20 protein-coding genes are annotated in these 24,180 nt (G+C 54.4%); 15 read left to right on the plus strand and 5 right to left on the minus strand.

Annotated features, from left to right (window positions below; all coding sequences use genetic code 11):
- The first annotated feature begins 73 nt into the window (after positions 1 to 73).
- Entirely contained in the window at positions 74 to 1,831 is a 1,758-nt protein-coding gene (locus AC0MA3_RS23960; protein WP_474658087.1) for an NAD(P)H-hydrate dehydratase, read from the plus strand.
- Positions 1,832 to 1,854: 23 nt separating this feature from the next.
- Here AC0MA3_RS23960 and AC0MA3_RS23965 read toward each other — a convergent pair whose 3' ends face one another.
- Positions 1,855 to 2,310, minus strand: a complete 456-nt coding sequence (locus tag AC0MA3_RS23965; RefSeq protein ID WP_474658088.1) for a hypothetical protein — start codon at positions 2,308 to 2,310, stop codon at positions 1,855 to 1,857.
- Positions 2,311 to 2,373: 63 nt separating this feature from the next.
- The gene (locus AC0MA3_RS23970; RefSeq protein WP_379158238.1) at positions 2,374 to 3,273 is read right to left on the minus strand and encodes an SDR family oxidoreductase; all 900 of its coding nucleotides are present in this window, start codon (positions 3,271 to 3,273) and stop codon (positions 2,374 to 2,376) included.
- Positions 3,274 to 3,415: 142 nt separating this feature from the next.
- Here AC0MA3_RS23970 and AC0MA3_RS23975 point away from each other — a divergent pair, with 142 nt between their 5' ends.
- The 3 genes from AC0MA3_RS23975 to sdaAA all read left to right on the plus strand — a co-directional run bounded on the left by AC0MA3_RS23975 (position 3,416) and on the right by sdaAA (position 5,516).
- Complete coding sequence (locus AC0MA3_RS23975) at positions 3,416 to 3,835, plus strand: GNAT family N-acetyltransferase (protein WP_474658089.1); 420 nt, start codon at positions 3,416 to 3,418, stop codon at positions 3,833 to 3,835.
- Between the two features lie 95 nt (positions 3,836 to 3,930).
- On the plus strand, positions 3,931 to 4,641 hold the full coding sequence (gene sdaAB, locus AC0MA3_RS23980) for an L-serine ammonia-lyase, iron-sulfur-dependent subunit beta (protein WP_474658090.1): 711 nt from the start codon (positions 3,931 to 3,933) through the stop codon (positions 4,639 to 4,641).
- Positions 4,638 to 5,516 (plus strand): L-serine ammonia-lyase, iron-sulfur-dependent, subunit alpha, encoded by an 879-nt coding sequence (sdaAA, locus tag AC0MA3_RS23985; RefSeq protein ID WP_474658091.1) that lies wholly within the window; start codon positions 4,638 to 4,640, stop codon positions 5,514 to 5,516. Before sdaAB ends, sdaAA begins: the two co-directional genes overlap by 4 nt.
- Positions 5,517 to 5,566: 50 nt before the next feature.
- On the opposite strand, the gene AC0MA3_RS23990 is transcribed toward sdaAA, so the two are convergent.
- On the minus strand, positions 5,567 to 5,869 hold the full coding sequence (locus tag AC0MA3_RS23990; RefSeq protein ID WP_379158251.1) for a hypothetical protein: 303 nt from the start codon (positions 5,867 to 5,869) through the stop codon (positions 5,567 to 5,569).
- 67 nt (positions 5,870 to 5,936) lie between these two features.
- On the opposite strand from AC0MA3_RS23990, the gene AC0MA3_RS23995 reads away from it, so the two are divergent.
- A complete protein-coding gene (locus AC0MA3_RS23995) occupies positions 5,937 to 6,128 on the plus strand; it encodes a YwbE family protein (protein ID WP_474658092.1) in 192 nt (63 codons plus the stop codon).
- A gap of 73 nt (positions 6,129 to 6,201) precedes the next feature.
- On the opposite strand, the gene AC0MA3_RS24000 is transcribed toward AC0MA3_RS23995, so the two are convergent.
- On the minus strand, positions 6,202 to 7,014 hold the full coding sequence (locus AC0MA3_RS24000) for an HNH endonuclease (RefSeq protein WP_474658093.1): 813 nt from the start codon (positions 7,012 to 7,014) through the stop codon (positions 6,202 to 6,204).
- A gap of 209 nt (positions 7,015 to 7,223) precedes the next feature.
- Here AC0MA3_RS24000 and AC0MA3_RS24005 point away from each other — a divergent pair, with 209 nt between their 5' ends.
- The 10 genes from AC0MA3_RS24005 (at position 7,224) to AC0MA3_RS24050 (ending at position 22,614) form a co-directional block, all read left to right on the plus strand.
- Positions 7,224 to 8,240, plus strand: coding sequence for a LacI family DNA-binding transcriptional regulator (locus AC0MA3_RS24005; RefSeq protein WP_379158259.1), 1,017 nt, complete (start codon positions 7,224 to 7,226; stop codon positions 8,238 to 8,240).
- Between the two features lie 79 nt (positions 8,241 to 8,319).
- Positions 8,320 to 9,669: a glycoside hydrolase family 30 protein gene (locus AC0MA3_RS24010; RefSeq protein WP_474658094.1), complete on the plus strand. Its 1,350-nt coding sequence runs from the start codon at positions 8,320 to 8,322 to the stop codon at positions 9,667 to 9,669.
- Between the two features lie 58 nt (positions 9,670 to 9,727).
- Positions 9,728 to 12,967, plus strand: a complete 3,240-nt coding sequence (locus AC0MA3_RS24015) for a cellobiose phosphorylase (RefSeq protein ID WP_474658095.1) — start codon at positions 9,728 to 9,730, stop codon at positions 12,965 to 12,967.
- A 473-nt stretch (positions 12,968 to 13,440) separates the two neighbouring features.
- Positions 13,441 to 14,430 (plus strand): ABC transporter permease, encoded by a 990-nt coding sequence (locus AC0MA3_RS24020; protein WP_474658096.1) that lies wholly within the window; start codon positions 13,441 to 13,443, stop codon positions 14,428 to 14,430.
- Positions 14,431 to 14,446: 16 nt separating this feature from the next.
- Positions 14,447 to 15,337 carry a carbohydrate ABC transporter permease gene (locus tag AC0MA3_RS24025; RefSeq protein WP_379158271.1) on the plus strand — a complete coding sequence of 297 codons (891 nt, stop codon included), beginning with the start codon at positions 14,447 to 14,449 and terminating at the stop codon, positions 15,335 to 15,337.
- 134 nt (positions 15,338 to 15,471) lie between these two features.
- A complete protein-coding gene (locus AC0MA3_RS24030) occupies positions 15,472 to 17,169 on the plus strand; it encodes a type 2 periplasmic-binding domain-containing protein (RefSeq protein WP_474658097.1) in 1,698 nt (565 codons plus the stop codon).
- 200 nt (positions 17,170 to 17,369) lie between these two features.
- On the plus strand, positions 17,370 to 19,265 hold the full coding sequence (locus tag AC0MA3_RS24035; RefSeq protein ID WP_474658098.1) for a sensor histidine kinase: 1,896 nt from the start codon (positions 17,370 to 17,372) through the stop codon (positions 19,263 to 19,265).
- A complete protein-coding gene (locus tag AC0MA3_RS24040) occupies positions 19,262 to 20,851 on the plus strand; it encodes a response regulator (protein WP_474658099.1) in 1,590 nt (529 codons plus the stop codon). The genes AC0MA3_RS24035 and AC0MA3_RS24040 overlap by 4 nt, the downstream gene beginning before the upstream one ends.
- A gap of 269 nt (positions 20,852 to 21,120) precedes the next feature.
- Positions 21,121 to 21,924 (plus strand): AAC(3) family N-acetyltransferase, encoded by an 804-nt coding sequence (locus AC0MA3_RS24045; protein WP_474658100.1) that lies wholly within the window; start codon positions 21,121 to 21,123, stop codon positions 21,922 to 21,924.
- A gap of 48 nt (positions 21,925 to 21,972) precedes the next feature.
- Positions 21,973 to 22,614: a histidine phosphatase family protein gene (locus AC0MA3_RS24050; RefSeq protein ID WP_474658101.1), complete on the plus strand. Its 642-nt coding sequence runs from the start codon at positions 21,973 to 21,975 to the stop codon at positions 22,612 to 22,614.
- Positions 22,615 to 22,869: 255 nt separating this feature from the next.
- Here the strand turns inward: AC0MA3_RS24050 and AC0MA3_RS24055 are convergent, their stop codons facing one another.
- Positions 22,870 to 24,171, minus strand: a complete 1,302-nt coding sequence (locus AC0MA3_RS24055; RefSeq protein ID WP_474658102.1) for an MFS transporter — start codon at positions 24,169 to 24,171, stop codon at positions 22,870 to 22,872.
- Positions 24,172 to 24,180 lie beyond the last annotated feature (9 nt).

Raw genomic sequence — 24,180 nt, forward strand, 5'->3', positions numbered from 1 at the left:
GATGTATCTGGTGTCCACTGGAAGGACGAGATTCTCAGGCTGCCAACGAAGCAGCTAAAAAGGGGGCTGGGTTATGTATATGGTAACTGCGGAGGAAATGCGGGAGCTGGACCGGCAGACCATTGAAGTGCTGGGTATTCCGGCTATTGCGCTGATGGAAAATGCGGGCAGGGCCATTGCGGAGGAGATCATCCGGTTCTGCCGTGACGCAGCCGGCGGGAGCGATACCCCTGCTGCATGGAGCCAGGCAGGCGGAACAGGCGATGCTGAGGGGAGATGCGGCTTGGGGCGGGGAGATGCGGGCGCAGCGGGCAGGAGTCGGACCGGAGGAGCATATGGTTCAGGCGGACTGGGTGACGCCGGAGCACTGGGAAGCGGCGGCCCGGGGATCCGGCCGCCGGGGTTCACGGTCAGCGGAGATCGCGCGCTGACCCTGGGGCGTGCCGACGCCGAGCATTGGCTCGTCCTCGTCGGCAAAGGTAATAACGGCGGCGACGGCATCGCCGCCGCCAGGCACCTGCGTGAGGCGGGCATCGCCGTCACGCTGGTGTACGCGGCCGCGCCGGAGTCGCTGGCCGGCGAAGCCGCGCTGCAGCAGCGTGCCGCTGCAGCCATGGGCCTGCCCGCCGTAGTCTACGGCCGGGACCGGGTAGACTTTGCCGCATGCAGCGGCATCCTGGATGCGCTGCTCGGCACGGGCAGCGCGGGAGCTCCGCGCGGTGCCTATGCGGATCTTATTGCCGCTGCGAACGGCAGCGGCAAGCCCATTGTGTCCGCAGACATCCCGAGCGGGCTGGATGCGGACACAGGCCAGGCGCATGAGCCTTGCATTCATGCGGCAGTGACAGTCTGCCTCGCGTTCCTTAAGCGCGGGCTGCTGCAGTATCCCGGCTCAGCCAGCGCCGGGCATGTGGTGGTCCGCTCCATTGGCATCCCTGCTGCCTTGGCCCGGGAGAGCGGCGTCCCGGTCAGCCTGCTGACGCCGGAGGTGCTGCGGACACGTCTGCAGGTCGACGTGTCGCGCCGCCGGTCGCCCGAAGGCCACAAGGGCACCTACGGGCATGTGCTGGTGGCGGCAGGAAGCCTCAGCATGAGCGGTGCCGGCCTGCTGGCCTCCCGCGCAGCGCTGCGCGCTGGCTGTGGCCTGGTGACCTGGGCGCTGCCTGAGAAGCTGCTTGCCTTTGTTATCGGCGCAGCCCCCGAGCTTATGCTGGCAGCAGCCGGCGGGGAGAACGGAGCCTGGAGCGCAGGGACTGCCGCAGAAGTGCTGCGGCTCAGCAGCGGAAGAGATGTCACCGCCGTGGGACCTGGGCTTGGCCGGTTTGAGGGTGACGGGGAATGGCTGTGTGCGCTGTGGGAAGGCATCGAAGCTCCGCTGGTCATCGATGCCGATGCGCTGAATATTCTGGCGGACAGCGACTACAGCGCTTGGGCAAGCCGCCGCCATCCGGTGATCCTGACCCCTCATCCGGGGGAGATGGCCCGGCTTTCCGGGCTATCCACAGCTGAGGTGCAGCGGGACCGGATCGGTCTGGCGCTGGCTTATGCCGGGGAGCATGGGGTTACCCTTGTACTCAAAGGAGCCCACACGGTCATTGCAACACCTGAAGGCGAAGCTTATATCAATATTACAGGTCATCCGGGTATGGGGACCGGTGGTGCGGGCGATGTGCTGACCGGCATCATTGCGGGATTGCTCGCACAGGGGCTGAATGCCGCGCAGGCAGCGGCTTTTGGAGTCTATTTGCACGGGCTGGCGGGGGAGAGGGCGGCCCGCCTGCGCCATGATCCGGCGGCGCTCATCGCCGGGGATATCATCGAGGCGCTCTGATTCCGGAGGGCTCTAAGCACAGCTTAGAACAGCACCAGGCAGAGCAGCGGGACAAACAGGGCAAATACCGGAAGCAGTAGCGGCTGCCGCTCTCCGGCCAGTTGTGCAAGCCGGAACAGTAGCAGTGCAAATATTCCGGCGATGCCGCAGGATACCGCGTCTCCGCCCTGCTCAGAGGCGAGCCACAAGCCTGCGCCATAGCCGGTGACGGCATACAGGCAGAGGGCCGGGAGAAGCGAAGTGGAGCGGAACACGTGAAGCAGGGCATCTGCGACTAGAGCAGCTGGCAGTCCGTAGGCATAGATGGCGTAAGGCACCGAGGTCGGCCAGCCTTCCGGCACGCCACCGGTATGCGGGAATGCCAGCATGACGAGGGAGACCAGCATAAATGTCAAACCGGTGGCAGACAGTTTGGTTAATGCGTACATGCCTGCGCTTAGACGGACGGACGGAAGATCGTAATCTTTTAGCTTGTTCATCTTTTACATCCTTTCAGGGAAGTGAACACGGCTTACGGGATGATCCATCCCGCAAGCGGCTGGTTAGCTAGTAACCATGTCCCCTCCATTTACGTGAATACAGGTTCCAGTAACATAAGAAGAATCGGGACCCGCTAAATAGACATAAGCGCCGGCCAACTCATAGGGCTGGGCAGCCCGCTTGAATGGGGTGTCGCTACCAAAAACGCTGGTCTCTTCAGCAGAAAAGCTGGAAGGAATCAACGGAGTCCATACAGGTCCTGGAGCCACACTGTTCACACGGATTCCCTGATCGGCCAGCGACAGGGCGAGCGAGCGGGTGAACGAGACGATAGCGCCTTTGGTGGACGAATAATCGATAAGATCTTTTTTTCCCTGATATGCTGTAACAGAAGCTGTATTAATGATCGCTGTTCCTTGTTTCATATGCGGCAGCGCGGCCTGTGTCAGGAAGAAGAACGGGAAAATATTCGTGCGGTACGTCTCGTAGAGCTGCGCCTCCGAGATATCCAGAAGGCTCTGCTGCGGATACTGCACACCATGATTGTTAACCAGGATGTCCAATTTGCCGAAGGTCTGCACGGTGTGTTCCACCGCCTGGGTACAGTTAGCTTTGTACCGCAAATCTGTCTGAATCCGCAGGCAGCGTTGCCCCAGCTCTTCAATACGCCGCTGCGTGGCTTCCGCATCCGAAGCTTCGTATAAGTAGGCAATGGCGACATCGGCACCTTCTTTGGCAAAAGCAATCGCAGCGGCTTTGCCGATCCCGCTGTCTCCGCCCGTGATGAGCGCCACTTTGCCGCTCAGCTTTCCGCTGCCGCGGCTCTCCGGGTTCTCGCTGATAGGCCGGGGCATCATCAGGCTCTCCAGACCCGGCTGGCGGTCCTGGTGCTGCGGAGGAAAGCCTATAGGCTGCACACGGCAGACTGTACGTTCTCCGTAATAGGGGTAAACAGGATTCATTAGCGACACTCCTCGGGTGTGTTCTGGTTTCCTGTATATTTTTATGCATCCGCCCAGAAAAGCGTGCGACTCTGATGTCTGATGAAAGGGATCAAACGACTTATCTATACATACTAAATATAAACGGAGATGGGGAAAGAGCATGAAGTTCAGACCTATGATTGCCGATGATTATGAAGCCGCATATCATTTATGGGAGAATACGGCGGGCATGAACCTTAGTCAAGCAGATTCCCGGAAAGAAATTCTCCGCTATCTGGAGCGTAACCCTGGAATGAGCCAGGTCTGCGAGAATGAGGACGGTACGCTTGCCGGTACAGCCATGTGCGGACATGACGGACGAAGGGGGTATATGTATCATGTGGCAGTCAGCAGGGACAGCCGCGGTAAAGGAGTCGGCCGTGGGATGGTTTCGCGCTGTCTGGACAGGCTGCTTCAGGAGGGTATCGACAAATGTCATCTGATGGTGATAGAGGGGAACAGCCTCGGCCGCAGCTTCTGGGCTGGAATTGGGTGGCAGGAGCGGGACGGCATTGTCCTGTTTTCCCGGAATACCTTTTAGGTAACAGATAATGTCATAGTGTAGCTTTTACGCGGCTGCAGTATAATATAGAAGTGAAGTATATTGTCGAATTTTGATAGGTGGAGATCTGAACAATGCGTTTCAAAGATGTATTCTCAATTATCGGTCCGGCCATGGTCGGGCCTTCCAGTTCGCATACAGCAGGCGCGGCAAGGATCGGAAGGGCTGCCCGGCAGGTGCTGGGCGAACCGGCGTCTTCGGCCGAGGTAACTTTCTTCGGCTCTTTTGCTGCGACGTATCAAGGGCATGGGACGGACCGGGCGATTGCCGGCGGACTGCTGGATTTCGCTACGGACGATTCACGTCTGCCTGATTCTATCGAACTTGCAGCCGAGGCCGGGATGACGGTTTCCTTCGGTGAGGGGACGGGTCTGTTCCCTCATCCCAATACAGTAAGGCTACACTTAACAGGTGCTCAGACAGGCACAGAATTAACACTTACCGGAATATCCATCGGCGGCGGGAATATTGAAATTGTGGATATTGACGGTTTTGGAGTGAAGCTGACGGGAATGTATCCCACCGTACTGATTAATCATATGGATTACCTGGGGGTACTCGCCAGTGTTACGGATGTCATGCGCAGAGGCCAGTTCAATATCGGGCATATGTCGCTGGACCGTAAAAACCGCAGCGGTGCAGCTCTGACAGTGCTGGAGATGGACGAAGCGGCGACGCCGGAGCTGCTGCATGAGCTAAGTGCACTGCCTGCCGTCCAATCCGTTAAGGTAGTAGATCTGAATGAAGCTCCGCAAGAACAGAAAGGGAAGGACAACACACCATGAATTTTCAAACCTTAAGCCAGCTGGCCGTATTATGCGAGGAACGGGAAATGGGGATCGGCGCTTTGATGCTGGAGCAGCAGAGTGAAGAATCCGGACGGTCCAAGGAACAGGAATTTGCTACCATGAGCCAGTATTATGGCGTAATGAAAGAAGCCGTCCACCGCGGCATGACCGAGGATACGACCTCGCGCAGCGGACTGACAGGACTGGACGCCCAGCGGGTTGCCGCCTATAACACAGCGGATGAGCCTTGTCTCGGCGGACCTGCCGGTCAGGCTATGGCCTACGCACTGGCTGTATCGGAGGTCAATGCATCCATGGGCCGCATTATCGCAACACCGACAGCCGGCTCCTGCGGAATTATTCCCGGTGTCTTTCTGAGCTGCCAGGAGCGGTTCGGCTGGGATGATGACTATATGGTGTCCGGTCTGTTCGCGGCCGGAGCGATAGGGTATGTAATTGCCAATAATTCATTTGTCTCCGGAGCGGAGGGCGGCTGCCAGGCTGAGGTTGGCTCAGCCATCGGAATGGCAGCGGGCGCACTTACTGAACTGCGCGGTGGAACTCCGGCTCAAGCCGTCCATGCCGTTGGTCTTGCGCTCAAAAATACACTGGGGCTGATCTGTGATCCTGTGGGCGGACTTGTGGAGATTCCCTGCATCGTCCGCAACGGCTTCGGAGCCGTTACGGCGCTGGCTGCTGCCGATATGGCGCTGGCCGGGGTACGCAGCGTAATTCCTTCTGACGAGGTCATCAAGGTCATGCTGGAGGTTGGATCGGCTATGCCGGAGAAGCACCGGGAGACAGCCGGAGGCGGACTGGCCCAGACTCCGACCGGACGGAAAATTATGAAGGATCTGAAGAATAAGAAATAGTATGCAGCTTGTATTAGGACATCATAACCGCGTAGGGGTGCAGCCTTGGCTCAGAGCATATGGAACCTTTCGAGCTGCTCCCATTGCCCTTCCTGCCGGAGGATCTCCGGCTGCTTCGGTCCCATAAGATCGAAATGCGGAAAAGGTCTGCGGTTATGGATATACCGGGACGGAAGCCCATGCTGCTCGCACCAGCTTCTCAGGCGGTCCAGATTGCTGCAGCCGACTTTGGTTACTGTGGTCATCCCCGGAAAGCGCGGGTCGAGCCAATAATGGGTCAGGAAAGCGATTTCTCCTGCGGAGACCGCCTGTTTCCAGCGGCTCAATTCTTCTCTGTTAATACCGAAGGCCATTGTTGTCTCATCCTTATCCTTAATCTGAATTATTAATTCTATTATAACTTGAGAGGGGGAACGCATCATGAACGGGCAAGTTAGAGCAGATATCCGTGCCGGGCTTGAGGTGGATATTGTACTGAAACAGGATCAGCCTACGGGCAAACTCACACATGGCGTAGTCAAAGATATTTTAACCAATTCGCCTCGCCATCCGCACGGCATCAAGGTAAGGCTAACTGACGGTAAAGTTGGACGGGTCAAGCACATTACGTAAATAAAAGTAGCGCTCCCGGCCCTGGGCTGCCGTTCTCCTGAACAGCATATTCCCGGTCCGAGAGCGCTTTTTTTTACCGTCCCATGAACTCCTCCACATACTGGTCAGCTTTGGTCTGGTTGCACAGATTGCAGGCGCAGACACAGTTGTCCGGCGTAGTGTGGCCCCCTTTGGCACGGGGCAGCAAATGATCTATGGTATCTCCGTACAAACCGCAGAAATGGCATGTATAGTTATCCCTGGTCAGAATAAATGCGCGGAAATCCTTATTGCTGTAGATTCGGCGGATCGTACGGCGGTTCACTACCACGGCGGCATGCTCCCTGACGAGGGTTACAGCAAGCTCAAGGTCGATTTCCTGATGCCAGCGCCGCCCCTTATCGCTGTGCCCCCGCATGAGAATCATGCCTTTGGATGAGGGAATGAGGGCAGATGCGTCCTGGGGATCAGGCTTCGGTCCTCTAATCTGCGGCGCCTTATACCGGGGGTCTGCTCCGCGTGGCCGTGCTTTGCCCTTGATCCCGTGTGCCGATGGAGCTGCCTGGCCATCCTTGGATCGTCCCGGCGGGGAAGGCTTATGGGCTCCAGGTACAGCGGGCTTGGAAGCTGAAGCAGGCGGGACCGGGGGGAGCGGATGACGCGTAAGCACGAGCGTATCGGTCAATCCCGCATCGGAGATCACTGTAGCCGAAATTGCTGCAGTCCCTTTTCCCCGCACAGCCGGCTTGGGTCTATTCGCCAGAAGCTCCTTGCGGCAATCCCGGCAGGCACCGCGGCGGGACTGGCCTTTGGAGCGCTTGCCGGTGCGCCTGCGGAATTCAGTTAGAGGTTTATACTGCTGACAGTAGGCGCATTGTTTGGTTAATGGCTGATGGATATCGGTCATAGGTATGTGTGGAAGGCCGTCTTGAATACGCCTGTCCAGTCCCCTTCTTTTTTGTGGTAGCTTTAGTATAACGCAAAGAACGGTGAATCACACAGCAGACAGGGTGGGGAGAGATCTCCTAATTTCTGCTGGACGGCGGGACCTAAAGGCGTTAGAATGGCAGTGAATATAAAAGGGCTTTCATAGTGGGCCGGCGGGAGTGAACCGGATTGACAACGATTTATGATATAGCCAAAAAAACCGGCTACTCGCCAACGACAGTGTCCAAGGCGTTCAACAATTATTCCGATGTGCGGGAGAAAACCCGTCAGGACATATTGCGGACGGCTCAGGAAATGGGGTATTTGCCAAACGCCCATGCCCGTACCTTGACCACCAAGAAGTCATGGACGATCGGTGTGCTGTTTGTAGAGGGAACCGGGGCGGGGATACGCCATCCCTTTTTCAGTGCGGTCATCGAGAGCTTCAAGCAGGTTGCGGTAGCTAAAGGGTATGCGCTGATGTTCATCTCCAAGGATGTCGGCGGCAAGCAGAGCGGATATCTGGAGAATTGCCGCATTCGCGGGGTGGATGGAGTTGTGGTCTTCTTGTCTGACTATGACGACCCTTATTTTCTGGAGCTGCTCGAAAGTGATATTCCTACGGTTATTCTGGATTATGATACATCACAGTCGCATACGGTATGTTCGGATAATATGGAAGGAGCGCATCTGGCGGTGAATTACCTGGCGTCTTTGGGTCACCGTAGAATTGCCCATATTTCCGGGGGCGAGAACTCCTTTCCGGGAAGCCAGCGCGAGCTCGGGTACATAGCGGCAATGGAGCTGCAGGGGCTTGAGGTGCGGGAAGGATACATCGCTGAGGGAGCTTTTTTCTCGAGGGAAAGCGGTTATGCTGCTATGCTGAAGCTGCTTGAGCTGCCGGAGCGTCCTACGGCTGTATTTGCTTCGGGTGACCTGCTGGCATTGGGCGCAGTGATGGCAGCCAAAGACAAAGGTCTCTCTGTTCCTTCCGATATTTCAGTCCTCGGCTATGATGATATTGAGCTTGCCGCCTATGTAACACCGGCACTGACTACCATTCGGCAGGATACGGAAAAGCTCGGGACCCGGGCGGCAGAGATTCTGCTTGCTTCAATCGACGGCAAAAGACAAGAGAAGGAAGCACTGCTACTTCCGGTGGAGGTAGTCGTACGGGATTCCTGCGCACCGCCGGGCGGAAAATAAAGAGTTCCGCCGGGTGCGCATTTTTTTTCGAAATAATCGAAACCGGTTTCGATTATCATATAAGTACAACTAAAAGGAGATGGATGAATTGACAAAAGTACGCACAGTGATGACCGCCAAGGACACAGGAGAACGCTTAAGCCCAGTAGAGGCAATCGTATTCAGAGTCCGCACAACCGATGAGAAGGCGGATGTACAATTGCAGCCGGAACGGGAGTTTCAGCAAATGCTTGGTTTTGGGGGCGCTTTCACAGAGGCGGCGGCCTATACCCTGTCCCGGATGAGCCCCGGGAAGCGGGCGGAGGTCATCCGGAGGTATTTTCATCCTGAGGAAGGATTGAACTACAGCATGGGGCGTGTGCATATCCACAGCTGCGATTTTGCCCTCGGGAATTATACCTATGTTCAGGAGGGGGATGCGGAGCTCGCGACTTTTGATATTTCCCATGACCACAAGTGGGTGCTTCCGCTGATTAAAGACGCGATGGAAGTCAGAGGCGGGCCTTTGACGATGCTGGCTTCCCCCTGGAGCCCGCCGGCCTGGATGAAGACCAATGGGGAGATGAACAACGGCGGTTCGCTGAAGCCGGAGTACGCAGCAGTCTGGGCGCGGTATTATACCAAATTCATAGAAGCTTACCGCAAGGAGGGCATTCCGGTCTGGGCCGTCTCCGTACAGAATGAGCCCGCAGCCGTACAGACTTGGGATTCCTGTGTGTACAGTGCGGAGGAGGAGCGGGATTTTGTCAAAACCCATCTGGGCCCTGTGATGCATGAGGCGGGAATGGCGGATGTAAACATCGTAATCTGGGACCACAACCGCGATATCATGGTCGAACGCGCCTCTACCGTGTTGTCCGACCCGGAAGCTGCCAGGTATGTATGGGGTACAGGCATTCACTGGTACGGCGGTGAGGAATTCGATAAGGTGGCCAAGGTGCATGAGCTCTTTCCGGAAAAGCATCTGCTGTTCACGGAGGGCTGCCAGGAGGGCGGTGTGCGTCTGGGCGAATGGTTCACCGGTGAACGTTACGGGCGGAATATGATCGGTGATCTGAACGCCTGGACGGAAGGCTATCTGGACTGGAATCTTGTGCTCGACGAGACCGGGGGGCCGAATCATGTGGGCAATTTCTGCGATGCTCCGGTGATTGCCGATACGACTTCGGATGAGGTGCATTACAACAGTTCCTATTATTACATTGGGCATTTCAGCAAATTCATTGCTCCCGGTGCTATGCGCATTGGCCTGGAGTCTGCCGCCGGAGGTATTCTGTCCACTGCATTCCGCAATCCGGACGGCAGTCTCGCCGTTGTTCTCATGAATGAGGGGGAGGATACATGCATCGTGACTCTGGGGCTTGGTGATGAGCTGGCCGAATGCACGCTACCGCCGCATTCCATCGCAACACATCTTATCTTTTCGTAATTTCATCACGTTCAGAATGCCGTTAATTGCTGCAGTTTAATTTGAAGGAGGCAAATGTATGAGCCATTATTATTTTGATTCCGGCAACTTTGTGATCGAACAGTTTCATGAGGGCAAGCCATTTTCGAGCTTTCTGCCCGGACTGGCAGGACTGAAGGGCATTCCGATGTGGACCTTTTATACGAACAGGGGTCAGGGAATCTGCAGCTTTGGGGTACGCGATAAAAACTCGCCGATTATGGAGTTCTCACCAGCGAATATTTCCTACAAGAACGTTGCTTCGTCCGGCTTTCGCACGTTTATCAAGATAAAGGGTGCTCAGGAAGTGTATGAGCCGTTCCAGTCGGCACGGCCTGATTCCGATGCGAAACGCAAGATGACGATTCTTCCGAATGGGCTGATGATCGAGGAATCCCATACGGGCTATGGATTAAAGACAACTGTCCACTATTTCAATATGCCGAATGATGATTACGCTGCATTGGTCCGGCGCGTAGAAATCGAGAATATAAGCGAAGGGGAGCTTGAATTAGAGCTTCTGGATGGTCTGCCGGAGATTTTACCGTATGGTGTAGAGAATAGCGGGTACAAGGAGATCGGCAACCTGCTGCGCAGCTGGATGGAAGTATACAATCTGGACCATGGAATTCCATTCTACAAGCTGCGATCCAGCACGAATGATGATGCGCAGGTCAGTGAAATCCGAAACGGGCATTTCTATCTGTCCTTCACTGCAGAAGGGGAGCGGCTGGCACCGGTTGTGGACTTCGAGACGGTGTTCGGAGGCAATACTTCGCTTGGTTATCCGGACCGTTTTGCTGATCTGCCGCTTGAAGAGCTGCTCGCACAGCCCCAGTATCCCGTCAATAAAGTTCCCTGCGGCTTCAGTGGTACGGCCCGCACGCTCGCTCCAGGCAGCAAGGTGATTCTGAACACCATTATTGGACATGTGAACGATATCGACAAAATCAACCGGAAGGCGGATACTCTCTGCCATGATGAATACATTATGTCCAAAGCCTTGGAAGCTGCCAGCCTGACTGAAGAGCTGACAGCAGATATTGCCACCCGTACCGCTTCGCCGGTATTTGATGCGTACTGCCGGCAGTCCTATCTGGATAATTTTCTCCGTGGCGGCTATCCGTTCATCTTCGATAACGGGGGAGAAGGCTTTGTCGTGCATCTGTTCTCCCGCAAGCATGGCGACATGGAACGTGATTACAACTTTTTCTCGCTGGCGCCGGAATATTACTCCCAGGGAAACGGGAACTTCCGCGACATGAATCAGAACCGGCGCAATGATGTATTCTTCAATCCCCGGGTCGGCAGCTTCAACATCAAAATGTTCTACAGCCTGATTCAGGCGGATGGCTACAATCCGCTGAGTGTTCAGGGGACTACCTTTGAAATTCTGCCCGGCAAAGCGCCACAGCTCGCAGAATGGATTCGCGATTCAGTTGCCGATCATCAGGAGGAACTGGTGAAGCTCTGCGCGGGCCGGTTCACTCCAGGACGCCTGATTAACTATATTGCTGATTATGACGTTACCTTAAAGGTGAGCGAGCAGGAATTCCTGAGCGGCGTGCTGGCTTTGTCGCAGCAGAACATCGAGGCAGCCTTCGGGGAAGGCTTCTGGTCCGACCACTGGACGTATAACCTCGATCTGGTGGAGGGTTATCTGGATATTTTCCCTGAACGCAGACAGGAGCTGCTCTTCGGAGATGAGAGCTATGCGTTCTATGACAGCCCGGCCTATGTACTGCCGCGAAGCGAGAAGTATGTGCTGAGTGACGGCAAGGTCCGGCAATATGGTGCTCTTCTAGAGGATGAGGAGAAGCTGCATCTGCTGAAGCGAAAGGCTTCGGAGACGCACTGGCTCCGCACCGGAGGCGGACATGGGGACATCTACCGCACCAGTCTGTTCGTGAAGATGCTGTCATTGGCCTTGAACAAATTTGCCACACTGGACCCTTATGGCATGGGTGTGGAGATGGAGGGCAACAAGCCGGGCTGGAATGATGCCATGAACGGCCTGCCGGGGTTATTCGGATCAGGGATGAGTGAGACGTTTGAACTGAAGCGGATGATCGTCTTTATGCTAGAGGTTCTGGATAGCAATGAAGAGGGGGCTGGAACATCAGGATTATCCGTCAAGCTTCCGACAGAAATGTCCTTGCTGCTGGAGCAGGTGAACCATGCTGTAACGGCTGTACTTGCAGGAGAGCTTGGGCAGTTTGAATATTGGGATACTGTAGCATCCGCCCGTGAGTCCTACCGGGAGCGTATCCGCTTCGGTATCACCGGAGAAGAGCAGCCGGTTAACCTTATGGTGATACGTGAGGCGCTGGGCCAATTTCTGAGCAAGCTTAATATCGGGATTGAGCAGGCAGTCGAACTGGGCGGTGGTCTGACTCCGACTTATTTCCGCTTTGAGGCTGTGCGGTTTCAGGCAGTGACCGATGAGGCCGGGCAGCCGGTAATGAGCGGCTACGGTCTGCCTAAGGCGGTGGTGGAAGCGTTCGAGGCCTTTCCGCTGCCATACTTTCTGGAGGGGCCTGCCCGTTGGCTGAAGACACTGGACAGTCCGGATGAGGCGCGGGATATCTACAACCGGATCAAGCAAACGGAGCTGTATGATCCGGTCACGTCGATGTACCGCACATCAGTCTCTCTGGATGAGGAGTCCAATGAAATCGGACGGATGCGTGCATTCACGCCGGGCTGGCTGGAGCGGGAATCTAACTTTCTGCATATGTCCTACAAATATTTGCTGGAGCTTCTGAAAGCGGGGCTCTATGAGGAGTTCTACGGAGAACTGAAAACTTCGCTTATCCCTTTCCTGGACCCGGCAGTCTATGGACGGAGTACACTGGAGAACTCCTCCTTCATCGCCACGGGCGGCAATCCGGATCCGGGCACGCACGGAAGAGGCTTCGTCGCCAGACTTAGCGGCTCCACCGCAGAGTTTCTGAGCATGTGGCGGACGATGATGGCCGGAAGCGGGATATTCTCGGTGGTAGACGGGGAACTGGCCTTATCCTTTGACCCGGCGCTTCCGGGCTGGCTGTTTGATGAGCAGGGGGAGTTATCTTTTACCTTCCTGGGAAAGACCCGGGTTACCTATTACAATCCGCGCCATCTGAACACTTTCGGTGAGGGAGGGGCATCCATTCAGAGTCTTACGCTGGCTTACCGCGACGGGACCGCAAGCCGGATACCCGGCCCGCTGCTGCGCGGCGCGGAGGCCGAAGCGCTGCGCCGGGGAGATGTCGCCGAAATCCGGGCGGTGCTGGAGTAATTGATGCAGCCTAAGCCACCAGCTACCACTGAATCGTAGAACGGTAAGTCGATCAATCTCAGAGTGGACAGTAAAGGGCAAGGAGAGGCGGAACAGCCTCTCCTTGCCCCTCACTCTGCCTGATTTTCTATTTCATTTGAACTTAAAGTCCAGCTTGAGGAGGTGGGAGTGGCGGAGGGGAAGTTTGGAACTGGAGGAGCGGCAGCGTTCGCCTTTGTATCCGGATTTCATCCGCTAGAAGCGGTATGAATCAAGAAATCTGGATACAACAGCGACCGGAAGTCCAAACATTCCCCGCAGTCACGGTTTTCACCGAGCCAGCCGCACTTTACTACAAATTCTATAGCCGAAAAATCAGCCCCCAAATACGAAATCTGGGCCCTTACAGCCCAACCTGAAAAGCTATACAATAAACGCATGGAGCTGTAAGCGCTTCACATAAATGCAGACAGACAGATTTTGGAGGCCATATGATGGAGAACAAAAGCAGCACCGAAGCAAATACCGCGATGAAACCGCTTCTTTCGCCAAAAATCGAAACCGGTTCAGATTCCAGAAGCGCGTTCTGGAGGCGGCTTCTGGCCCAGCGCCATTTACAGACAATGGCCCTGCTCGGCGTGGTCTGGATGATTATTTTCAACTACATTCCAATGTACGGGCTAATTATTTCCTTCAAGGAATACAACATCGTGAAATCGATCGCTGAGGCTCCCTGGGTGGGGCTGACGCACTTCCGTGAGTTCATGGATGATGATGATCTGGTCAATGTTATCAAGAATACACTGGGCATCAGCTTGATCAAGCTGCTGATCGGTTTCCCGCTTCCGATTATCTTTGCACTGTTTCTGAACGAGGTCCGCTCCTTAAGGTACAAAAAAGCGATCCAGACTATTTCGTATCTTCCGCATTTTCTCTCTTGGGTGGTACTGGGCGGAATTCTGGCGACCTGGCTGGCAGATGTGGGGATTGTGAACCATATTTTGATGGGACTGCATCTGATCGATCAGCCGATTACCTATCTTGCTGAGCCCAGCTATTTCTGGACGATTATTATTTCCTCCGACATTTGGAAGGAGCTTGGGTGGTCCGCAATTATCTACCTGGCAGCGATCTCCGGGGTCTCTCCTGAAATGTACGAAGCAGCGACGATCGACGGAGCCGGACGATTCCAGAAAATGTGGTTTGTCACACTGCCGGCGATTAAATCGACGATCAGCATTCTTTTCATTCTGGCGGTCAGCGGTGTGCTGAACTCCAACTTTGACCAGATCCTGGTGCTGCGCAATTCGCTTAATGACAGCGCCAGTAATGTAATTGACTATTACATCTACTATACAGGCATAGTCTCGAACCGCTTCTCCTACTCTGCGGCGGTTACCCTGATCAAGGCGTTCATTGCACTCATTCTGCTGCTGATTGCCAATCAGGTATCCAAAAAAATTAACGATACGTCGCTGTTCTAGAAGGAGGACTTAACCAATGTTTGCACTCAAGCGCAAGACGAAGGGCGAAGCCCTGTTTGATATCGTCAATAATCTGATTATGCTGTGTGTCTGTTTCCTGACGCTTTACCCGATCTGGTACGTGCTGATTAATGCCTTCAATGACGGAAATGATGCGATGCTGGGCGGGATTTACTGGTGGCCGCGAATGTTCAGCCTGAAGAATTTTGACGCGGTGTTTGCGAGTCCCGGTATCATGCAGGCCATGGGAATTACCGTTGCCAAAACGGTGCTCGGCGTGCTGGTGCATGTGTTCTTCACGGCGATGGTGGCCTACGCGTTATCCCGTAAAGGGCTCATCGGCGGCAAGTTCTATATCCTGCTGGGTACGATTACCCTATTCTTCAACGGTGGCCTCATCCCGACCTTTCTGCTGAACCGGGACCTGCATCTGCTGGATAACTTCATGGTCTATATCATTCCGGTGATGTTCAGCTTCTTCGATCTCATTATCTTCATGACCTTCTTCCGGGAAATTCCCGAGGGTCTTGAGGAGGCGGCACGGATTGACGGTGCCAATGACTGGTCGATCTTCCTGCGGGTCGTGCTTCCGGTATCCATGCCGGTCATTGCCACGATTGCCCTCTTCCATGGTGTGTATCAGTGGAATGATTATTTTGCGGGTATCATCTACGTCAACAATCCGGATCTGCAGCCGATTCAGACTTACCTGTTCCGGGTGGTGGCACAGTCCAGCTCTAACCAGATGATGGTGGCCGTGCAGGGCAGCAGTGTTACCAAAAGCGTGACCTCACAGTCTATCAAGCTGGCTACCATGGTGGTCACTACGCTGCCGATCGTATTCGTCTATCCGTTCCTGCAGCGCTATTTCGTAAAGGGCATGATGATTGGCTCGATCAAGGGCTAAAGGTTTGTCTTGGGGTAAGCAACTTAAGCCTCAAGCCACTCAAGCAACAGGTAACTCCTCCGGCACCCGGGTACATGTGGGGTATGGAGTTGAGCTTATAATTTACTACAATCTCAGAAAAGGGGTAAATAAGCATGGGCATGAAACGCAAGCCGAAAGCAATGGTACTGCTGCTCTTGGGGCTGATGCTGGCATTCTCGGCAACGGGCTGTTCGAATGGCAATAATGCCGGAAATAATGGCAAGGATAACGCGGGCAACGCTACAAAGACGGCAGAGGCTACCAAAGCACCGGCAGAGCCGGCTGCATCAGCGATCTCAGCGGATGAGCCGGGCTGGAAAAGCGACACCTCACCGATCACGTTCGACTGGTATCTGAATTTCGCCTGGTTTCCGAATAAATGGGGTGTAGATCCTACCTCCCAATACGTAACGAAAAAGACAGGTGTAAATATCAACTTTATCGTTCCCGCAGGAAATGAGAATGAGAAGCTCAACACTCTGATTGCTTCCGGCAAGCTGCCTGACTTCATTACGCTGGGCTTCTGGGAAGATGCGATCAAGAAGATGATCGAGGGCAATCTGGTGCTTCCGCTGAACAAGCTGGCCGAAGAATACGACCCGTACTTCTTTAAAGTATCCGATGCAGATAAGCTGGGCTGGTACACACAACCGGACGGCAATGTATACGGCTATCCTAACTCCTCATCTTCACCTGCTGATTATAAAAAATACGGTGATAGCTATGTCTCCAACCAGACCTTTGTAGTCCGCAAGGATATTTACGAAGCCATCGGCAGTCCGGATATGCGCACACCGGAGGGCTTCCTGAACGCACTGAAGATGGCGAAGGAGAAATTCCCTGAGATTAACGGCCAGCCGATTATTCCGCTCGGTCTTCATGAGTTCACGGAGAACGGCAACGACTCGCTGGAAGGTTACATTCAGAACTTCCTGAACATTCCTTGGGAAAAGGACGGCAAGGTCTATGACCGCGAAACCGATCCTGAATATGTACGCTGGATGAAGACGCTCCGTCAGGCCAACCAGGACGGACTGCTGGCTAAGGATATTTTCATTGACAAACGTGCTCAAATGGAAGAAAAGATCGCACAAGGCCGCTATTTCGCCATGCTCTATCAACGCACTGACTTTGCTTCACAGCTCGGCACCATTTTCCAAAAGAATCCTGAACAAACTTATATTGCTGTAGACGGACCTGCGAACACCAAGATGGACCCTCCGGCACTGAACGGTCCGGGGATCTCCGGCTGGACCGTAACGCTGATCTCCAAGGATGTGAAGGATAAAGCCCGGGCGATTAAATTCCTCAGCTACCTGAACAGTGAAGAAGGCAACAAGGATCTTTATCTGGGTGAAAAAGGGGTCAGCTATGATACAATTGACGGGAAGGATCAGTTTCTTCCTGAAGCCTTTGATTTAATGAACAAGGACCGTGCAGCCTTCGATAAAAAGTATGGATCTTCCTTCACCTTCTGGATGATGCAAAATACGAATATTACAGACCAATGGGCTCCAAAATCAGTTGAGCCTTTCAAACAATTGGAAGACTGGACCCGCGGCAAAGCGGTCAACACTTCGGAATTCCAGCAGATTGATCCTACAGGCAACTCGCCTGAAGGCATTATCGCCACCAAGCTCAAAACCCTTCGCGGCAAAACGCTGCCGAAGCTGCTGATGGCTTCCTCCGATGCTGAGTTCGATAAGCTCTGGAGCGAGTATCTGGCGAAGAAAGAAAAAGAAGGTCAAGCGACCTTCGATGCTTACCGCCAGACGAAATATGAAGAGAACAAAAAGAAACTTGGAATGTAACTCTCTAGAATAATGCCCAATGGCCCGCTGACTGCGGGCTTTTGGGTTATTTTCTAAATATAAGAATTTATAGGATTCACGCAATTCATTATCCTTCTATTTCTTACTGAAACGGTACCGTCCTGTAGAAGGACGGCTTAGCTGTTTCTGCTTGTCTAATCTGCGGCCTTTGAGGCGAGGTGTACAGGATACAGGTGAACATGCGCACACGAACCGGGGCATTATGGAGCTCCTTCAGCTATTGGTGGGGACGGAGATCGCTGCAAAGCCGGCTGGTGGCGGCCTATATTTTCATTATTTTGGGTCCCTGCCTGTTGGTGTCCCTCTATTCCTATAGAGCGATCAATAATACGTATGTCCGCGATGCTGTGGACAAAAACAACTATTTACTGCAAATGGAAAAGATGCATATCCTCAATCAGATCGAAGCCATGGAGCGTGCGGCGCAGATGGCTTATTCCGACAAGGTGATCCAGAATTATCTGCTTAATGAGAGTGATCCCTCACTTGGAGAACTGATTGATTTCAATACGACCACTTATGTGAATTTGAACCGGATTCAATTCAATAATCCCAATATTGAGCATCTGCGGCTGTATTCGGCGAGCAAGGAGGTGCACGAGATCTGGCCGATTATTTTCCGGGAGGACCGGGTGTCCATGGAGCCATGGTTTCAGCAAGCACTGAAGCTGCAGGGGCAGGAACTGTGGTCTTTTCAGAAGAGCGATCCGGATCTTATGCAGCGCTATACGGGCCACGCACCGCAGGGGCAGCCTAAGGTTTCTTTGTTGAGGGAAATTAGCATTCCGGCCGGTCATCATGTCGGCATGATTCAGGTAGATATGCTGCTCAGTCGCTTCACGCCAAAAACCTATACCGATGTGCGTGACAACCAGTCGCAGATGTTCATCGCAGGGGACGGGCTGCAGCTGTTTACACGGGCGGACCATTCTTTTGAGCAGGATAACCCGAAGCTGAACGGAGCGATTGCCGAACGCTTGCAGCAGTATGAGAAAACCGGGGAGTGGGATGTTCATTACAAGGAGGATGGCAACTCTTTTCTGCTGATTCAGACCCCGATTCCTCAGATTGGCGCTTCATTGCTGAATGTGGTGTCGATGGAGAGTGTCATGAGGGATATTTCGCATACCCGCAATCTGATTATCGGTCTTAACATCGGTTTTATCGTTCTGGTTACGGTTATAGCTTATGTGCTGAATGCCTTCATTCTGAAGAATCTGCGCCGGTTAACAGAGACGATGAAACGGGTGCGCAGAGGGGAGGCGTATACGGGCATCAGCATCCGCGGAGGCGGGGAGGTCGGGGAGCTGGCGCATCATTTCTCCAAGCTGATGAATACGATCAATACACTGGTGGCCCAGGCGGTGAACAAGGAGGCGCTCTCCAAAGAGGCGGAGCTGCGGACCTTGCATAACCAGATTGATGCCCATTTCCTCTACAATACGCTGGAAAATATTAAGATGCTGGCAGAGATCGAGAATCAGCGGGGCATTTCCGATGCCCTGACTTCGCTCGGCGGCATGATGCGGTACAATTTCAAATGGTCCGGCGAGTATGTGAAGCTGCGGGATGAAATCCGCCATATCGAGAATTACATCGAAGTGATGAATATCCGGTTTGAGCATCCCATTACGCTGGAGCTTTTGATTGCTCCCTCTTATCTGGAACTGGAGGTACTGAAAATGTCGCTGCAGCCGGTGGTGGAGAACAGCGTGAAGCATGCCTGGTCTTCCAGAGAGGAAGAGCTGCAGGACCGCTCCATCCGCATCCAGATTTCAGAGGCAGAGGGGGACATTTTCATTGCAATCCGGGATAACGGGTTCGGACTGACACCCGAGCGCCTGAAGGAGCTGCATGCCTCGATTTATGCCAAGGATGAACCGGGTGTGGATGCTTCCGGATCAGCGGCAGGAGGTTACAGAGTTGGCGGTATTGGACTGCGGAATGTACATCAGCGGCTGCAGTTATTCTATGGGGACGCATACGGGCTGGAAGTGCAGAGTCAAGCGGGGGAATGGACGACGGTGTTCATGACGCTGCCTAAAGTTCTTTTGACGGGGGATAGACAGACATGAAGAAGCTGCTGATCATAGATGATGAGAAAATGATCCGACAGGGCCTGAAGGCCATGATTGAGCGGGAATACCCGTCCCGTTACAGCATCGAGCTCGCGGGGAACGGTGCAGAGGCACTGGCGCTGTATCAGCAGGAGCGCAGGGATATTATTATTACCGATATCCGCATGCCGGTGATGGATGGGATTACTCTGCTGGAGCGTCTTGCCGCTGAAGCAGAGCCAGGCGGGGAAGGACCAGCGGTCGTCATTCTGAGCGGCTACGATGATTTCGAATATGCCAAAAGCGCAATCCGCTACCGCGTCAAGGACTACCTGCTGAAGCCGATAAGACGCGAGGAGCTATTCGGAATTCTGGAGCAGATCAACAGAGAGTGTCTGGAGCAGGAGTCAAGCTCCCGCAGGCTTGCTGAGGAGACGGAGGGCTACCGCCAGGAGCTGCGTAATGCCCGCCTGCGCGAACTGCTCATGCAGGAGCCTGTGGAGCCGTCACTAACGCAGCTGCAGGAGCTGGACCGGTTGCCTGTTCCTTTTACAGTGGGTGTGCTGAATTTCTATTACAAAGACGGGAAGCGCATGAAGCCTGGTGAAGTTCAGGGTTTGATCGAGCGGATGACCGGACCGCTGGCCGGGCCGTTTGCTGAAGTTCTGACAGATTGGGAAGGGAAGCTGGTCCTGGTCGGAGGCAGCAAAGAGGCGTTCCGGGAGCTGTCCCGGCAGGCTGATACAAGAGAACTGAATGGGCTGCTCATCGGTATCAGCGGTGATAACCGGAATCCGGCAGACTTCCGTTCCGCGTACAAAGAGGCTTGCCGCGCGCTGCAGTATACATTTCTGCCGCCGCAGTCTAGCTTCATCGACTACGCGGATTTCCGGGAAGGCCGGCTGCTTTTTCCATGGCCGGAGGAGGAGCTGCGTAAGCTGCTGAATATGCTCGGTACAGACCGCGAGAAGGAAATTAAGAGCCTGCTGGGGACGATTTTTCAGCTGGATCATTTACAGCATCTCGATCTGGCGTATCTTGAACAGGTAGGCCGCAGCATGAACGAACGGGTACTCGACGAGGTATTCCGGCTGCACGGGGAGGCCTCTGTAGAAGTGCTCAAACTGTACCGTACGGTGGGCAATCTGTATAATTTCCGCCATTTTCATGACTATTACCGGACACTGGAGCATTTGCTCATTAAGGTGAACGATTATATTATAGGAATTAAATCTGCCCATACGGAGCATGCCGACATGGAGGAAGCGCTGGCTTATATAGAGGCGAATTATACCCGTCCGCTGAATATGGCGATGGTGAGCAACCATGTGTCGCTTAACTATTCTTATTTCAGTGAGGCCTTCAAGGCCTACACTGGAGAGAGCTTTGTGCTATATCTCAAAAAAGTCCGCATCCGCCATGCCAAAGCGCTGCTCTCTGAGAACCGCATCAAGCTGGCCGGTGTCTCCGAAGCCGTCGGCTTCGAGAACAGCAAGCAGTTCGCCCGCGTGTTCAAGGAGCTGGAGGGCATCTCGCCGGGCGAATACCGCGCCAAGCTTCTGCTGGAGCGCTATTCTGGACATTTGGGAGATAAGGAATCGTAAGAACCCGGAACGGCAGCGGTTTTACCGGTGGCGTGGCTGCGTGGCTGCTGGCTCGCGTGATCAGCTTAGGCTTTTAGTTACTTCTTTGTTAGTGGTAATTTGTACAATTAATTTAGCGATATTAGGCTCTTTTTTTGGGTTTAGGTGGAAAAAGGGAACTTAAATTTTCAGCTATAAGCGTATTTGGGTGTTTATTAACGATTACGGAAAATTGAAGTGTACTAATTCCAACTGGATTATCGAATGAAAGTGTTAGGGGGAGCGTTCGAGTGGAAGAAATACAAGGGGAGCTTATTACTGTAGAGACACTGGCTTCGGACTTTCGGGAGCTGGGGGTGCGTGAGGGGATGACGCTGCTGCTGCACTCTTCTTTTAAATCGCTGGGGCAATGGGTGGCAGGCGGGCCGGTTGCCGTTATTCTGGCGCTGGAGCAGGTGCTTGGGGAAGAAGGGACTTTGGTGATGCCGACCCACTCCTCAGATGTTACCGACCCGGCAGGCTGGAGCAATCCGCCGGTACCGGAGGCGTGGTGGCAGACCATCCGGGAACAGATGCCGGCCTATGACCCGGATCTAACGCTGCTAAGGGGGATGGGCGTGATCCCGGAAACCTTCCGGAAGCAAAAGGGGGTTAGGCGCAGCAGCCATCCGGTCCATTCTTTTGCTGCCTGGGGCAGGCACAGGGATGAGATTATTGATGGGCATGCGCTGGATTTTGCCTTTGGTGAACAGTCGCCATTGGCCCGAATCTATGACCTGAAGGGAAGCGTACTGCTGCTTGGTGTGGACAGCTTCAACAATACTTCACTCCATTTGGCTGAATACCGGGCAGAGTATGCCGGGAAGCAGGAGGTTACTGCGGGAGCGCCCATGCGGGTTGACGGGGCCAGACAATGGGAGGAATACAGGGATTATAACTGGAATTCGGATGATTTTGCCGCCATTGGCACGGACTTTGGACAAGAGACAGGACAGATTACATATGGAAAAGTTGCCGCAGCCACGGCCCAGCTTATCCCGCAGCGTGAGATCGTGGACTATGCGGTGAAATGGCTGGAGCAGAAGCGGGTATAACCAGGTCAGGTGGGTATTGAAAATAGTGATATAGAGGAGTGGAGTACATTGGCTGCAACAACTGTATATTTAACCCGGCACGGGCAGACCGAGTGGAATGTCCAAAACCGGATGCAGGGGCATCTCGATTCACCGCTTACACCACTCGGCGAGCAGCAGGCACAGTGGCTGAACCAGGGACTGCAAATGGTGCCTCTGGATATCATCTACTCAAGCTCAAGCCCGAGAGCTTTGCGGACAGCAGAGATTGTCCGGGGCGAGCGGAGCATCCCGCTCATCGCTTGTGATGAATTCAAGGAGATTGGTATGGGACTGTGGGAGGGGCGGGAATCTGGTGAGATTCAGAGTGCTGACTCAGCGCAGCACTTTAATTTTTGGAAAGACCCCGAGGAATTCAATGTAGAGGGCAGCGAGACTTTTACTGGTGTGCAGAAGCGGGCCCTGGACAAGCTGCATGAAATAGTGGCGGAGCATGACGGTCAGAGTATTCTAATTGTTACCCATACGGTAGTGATCAAAGTGCTGATGGCTTATTTCGAAGAGAGAGCTATGGAGAATCTGTGGGATTTGCCTTATATTCATCCTACCTGTCTGTGCAGAATCGATTTTACGGACGGAGCGGCGGAGATTCTGCTGCACGGGGATACGAGCCATTATGGGAATAGCGTAGAAGATGAACTTTTTGATTAATTAGAGTGAACGTAAGGATCTTACTTGCTGTATTAGCGAAACTCTGGTTCCACAAGGGTTTCTCCATTCAGCTTATATAGCCAAGAAACTTGTAGGCGATGCTCGGGGAATACGGGTGTCGCCTGTTCGTGTTCATGCGAGTGCAGTCCATGCGGTCCATGCGGCCCAGAAAGCTCCTATTTTCGCCAATTGACCTTATCAGCCGGCCTAACGGACCCATGGTTCAGCGTGGTTTATTGATCCAGGGCGGCGGGTTTACCGTTTGGCTGAAGAGGCTGAAGTCACGCCTTGAGGCGAAGCTGCCGGCCTGCTGCTCTGCAGATATCTCGCTTCAATCATGGACAGGTCACCATCAAGCATTCTAAGGCCGGGGAGCAGCAGGGCGGCTCCGGCACATAACGCCGGCAGCAATCCAGCGGCGAGGAACAAAGCGGACACACCGTAGATTTCGGCAATCGCTCCTCCGGCAAAAGCGCCAAAGGGCTGCAGGCTGCCGCCGATCAAAAACCGGATCGAGTTAACCCGTCCCTGAAGATTGCCGGGAACCAGACGTCCATGAAGGGAGGAGCTTAAGGAGCCGAAGAAGGGGCCAAGGGCGCCGGATATAAATACGGCCGCAAGCGCAAAGGGGAAGCTGGGAATAAGCCCCCACATGGATGTCATGACTCCAATGGCTCCAAGACTGGAGAGCATCACCAGGCGTCTGTGCTGAATCTCACCCAGCACCGAGATTACGCCCAGCCCGACCAGCGATCCTAGTGCAGAGGCTGTGGTAAGTGTTCCCAATGCTGCGGCATCACGGTGGAGCACTTCGCGCACATAGGGAACCATCATCGTCCAGACCGCGATGGAGCTCAGGTTACTGACCGAAGCCATGAACATAATGGTGAGCATCGCCGGGAACTGCTTGTAAAAGGTAAAACCTTCAGCCATCTCGCGTATGTACAGGGAGAGGGAGAAGCCGCCTAAGGCGGCAGCCGGTTTGGTGGCTGGCCCCGGAAGCTTCGGCAGGTACAGCAGCGTGGCGATGGCGGCAGTGTAGCAGAGCAGATTGATGCCGAGTGCCGGGAGCGCCCCGCTGGCTGCGGTCAGCACACCCGCCAGCGCAGGCCCGAGCAGCGTCGCTGCACCCTTGCAGCCATCGATGACAGCAAAGGCGCGTACCAGCTTCCGGCTGTCCGCGACGCCGGGAATCACAGCCATCGCCGTCGGCATGAACAGCGCGGCGCAGGCGCCGCTAAGTCCGGCAGCGGCGAATAAATGCCAGAGCTGGAGCTGGCCGGCGAGGCCCATGCCCAGCGGAAGGGCGATGGCCAGCAGCCGGATCGCGGCCAGACAGGCCATGAAGCGCACGCGGGGCAGCCGGTCGGCGAGCGGTGAGCCGATTAAGCGAAACAGCAGCTCAGGGATGCCGGAGCTGAGCGCCAGCGCGCCCATGGCCAGCTTGGAGCCGGTCAGCTCATAGACCAGCCACTCCATCGCCAGTAGCCCGAATGCATCTCCGAAAGCACTCAAAGAAATGGTAGACAGCAGACCATAATAGCTGCGTTTCAGCATTGGGAATTC

Source organism: Paenibacillus sp. LS-5, from assembly GCF_056121505.1.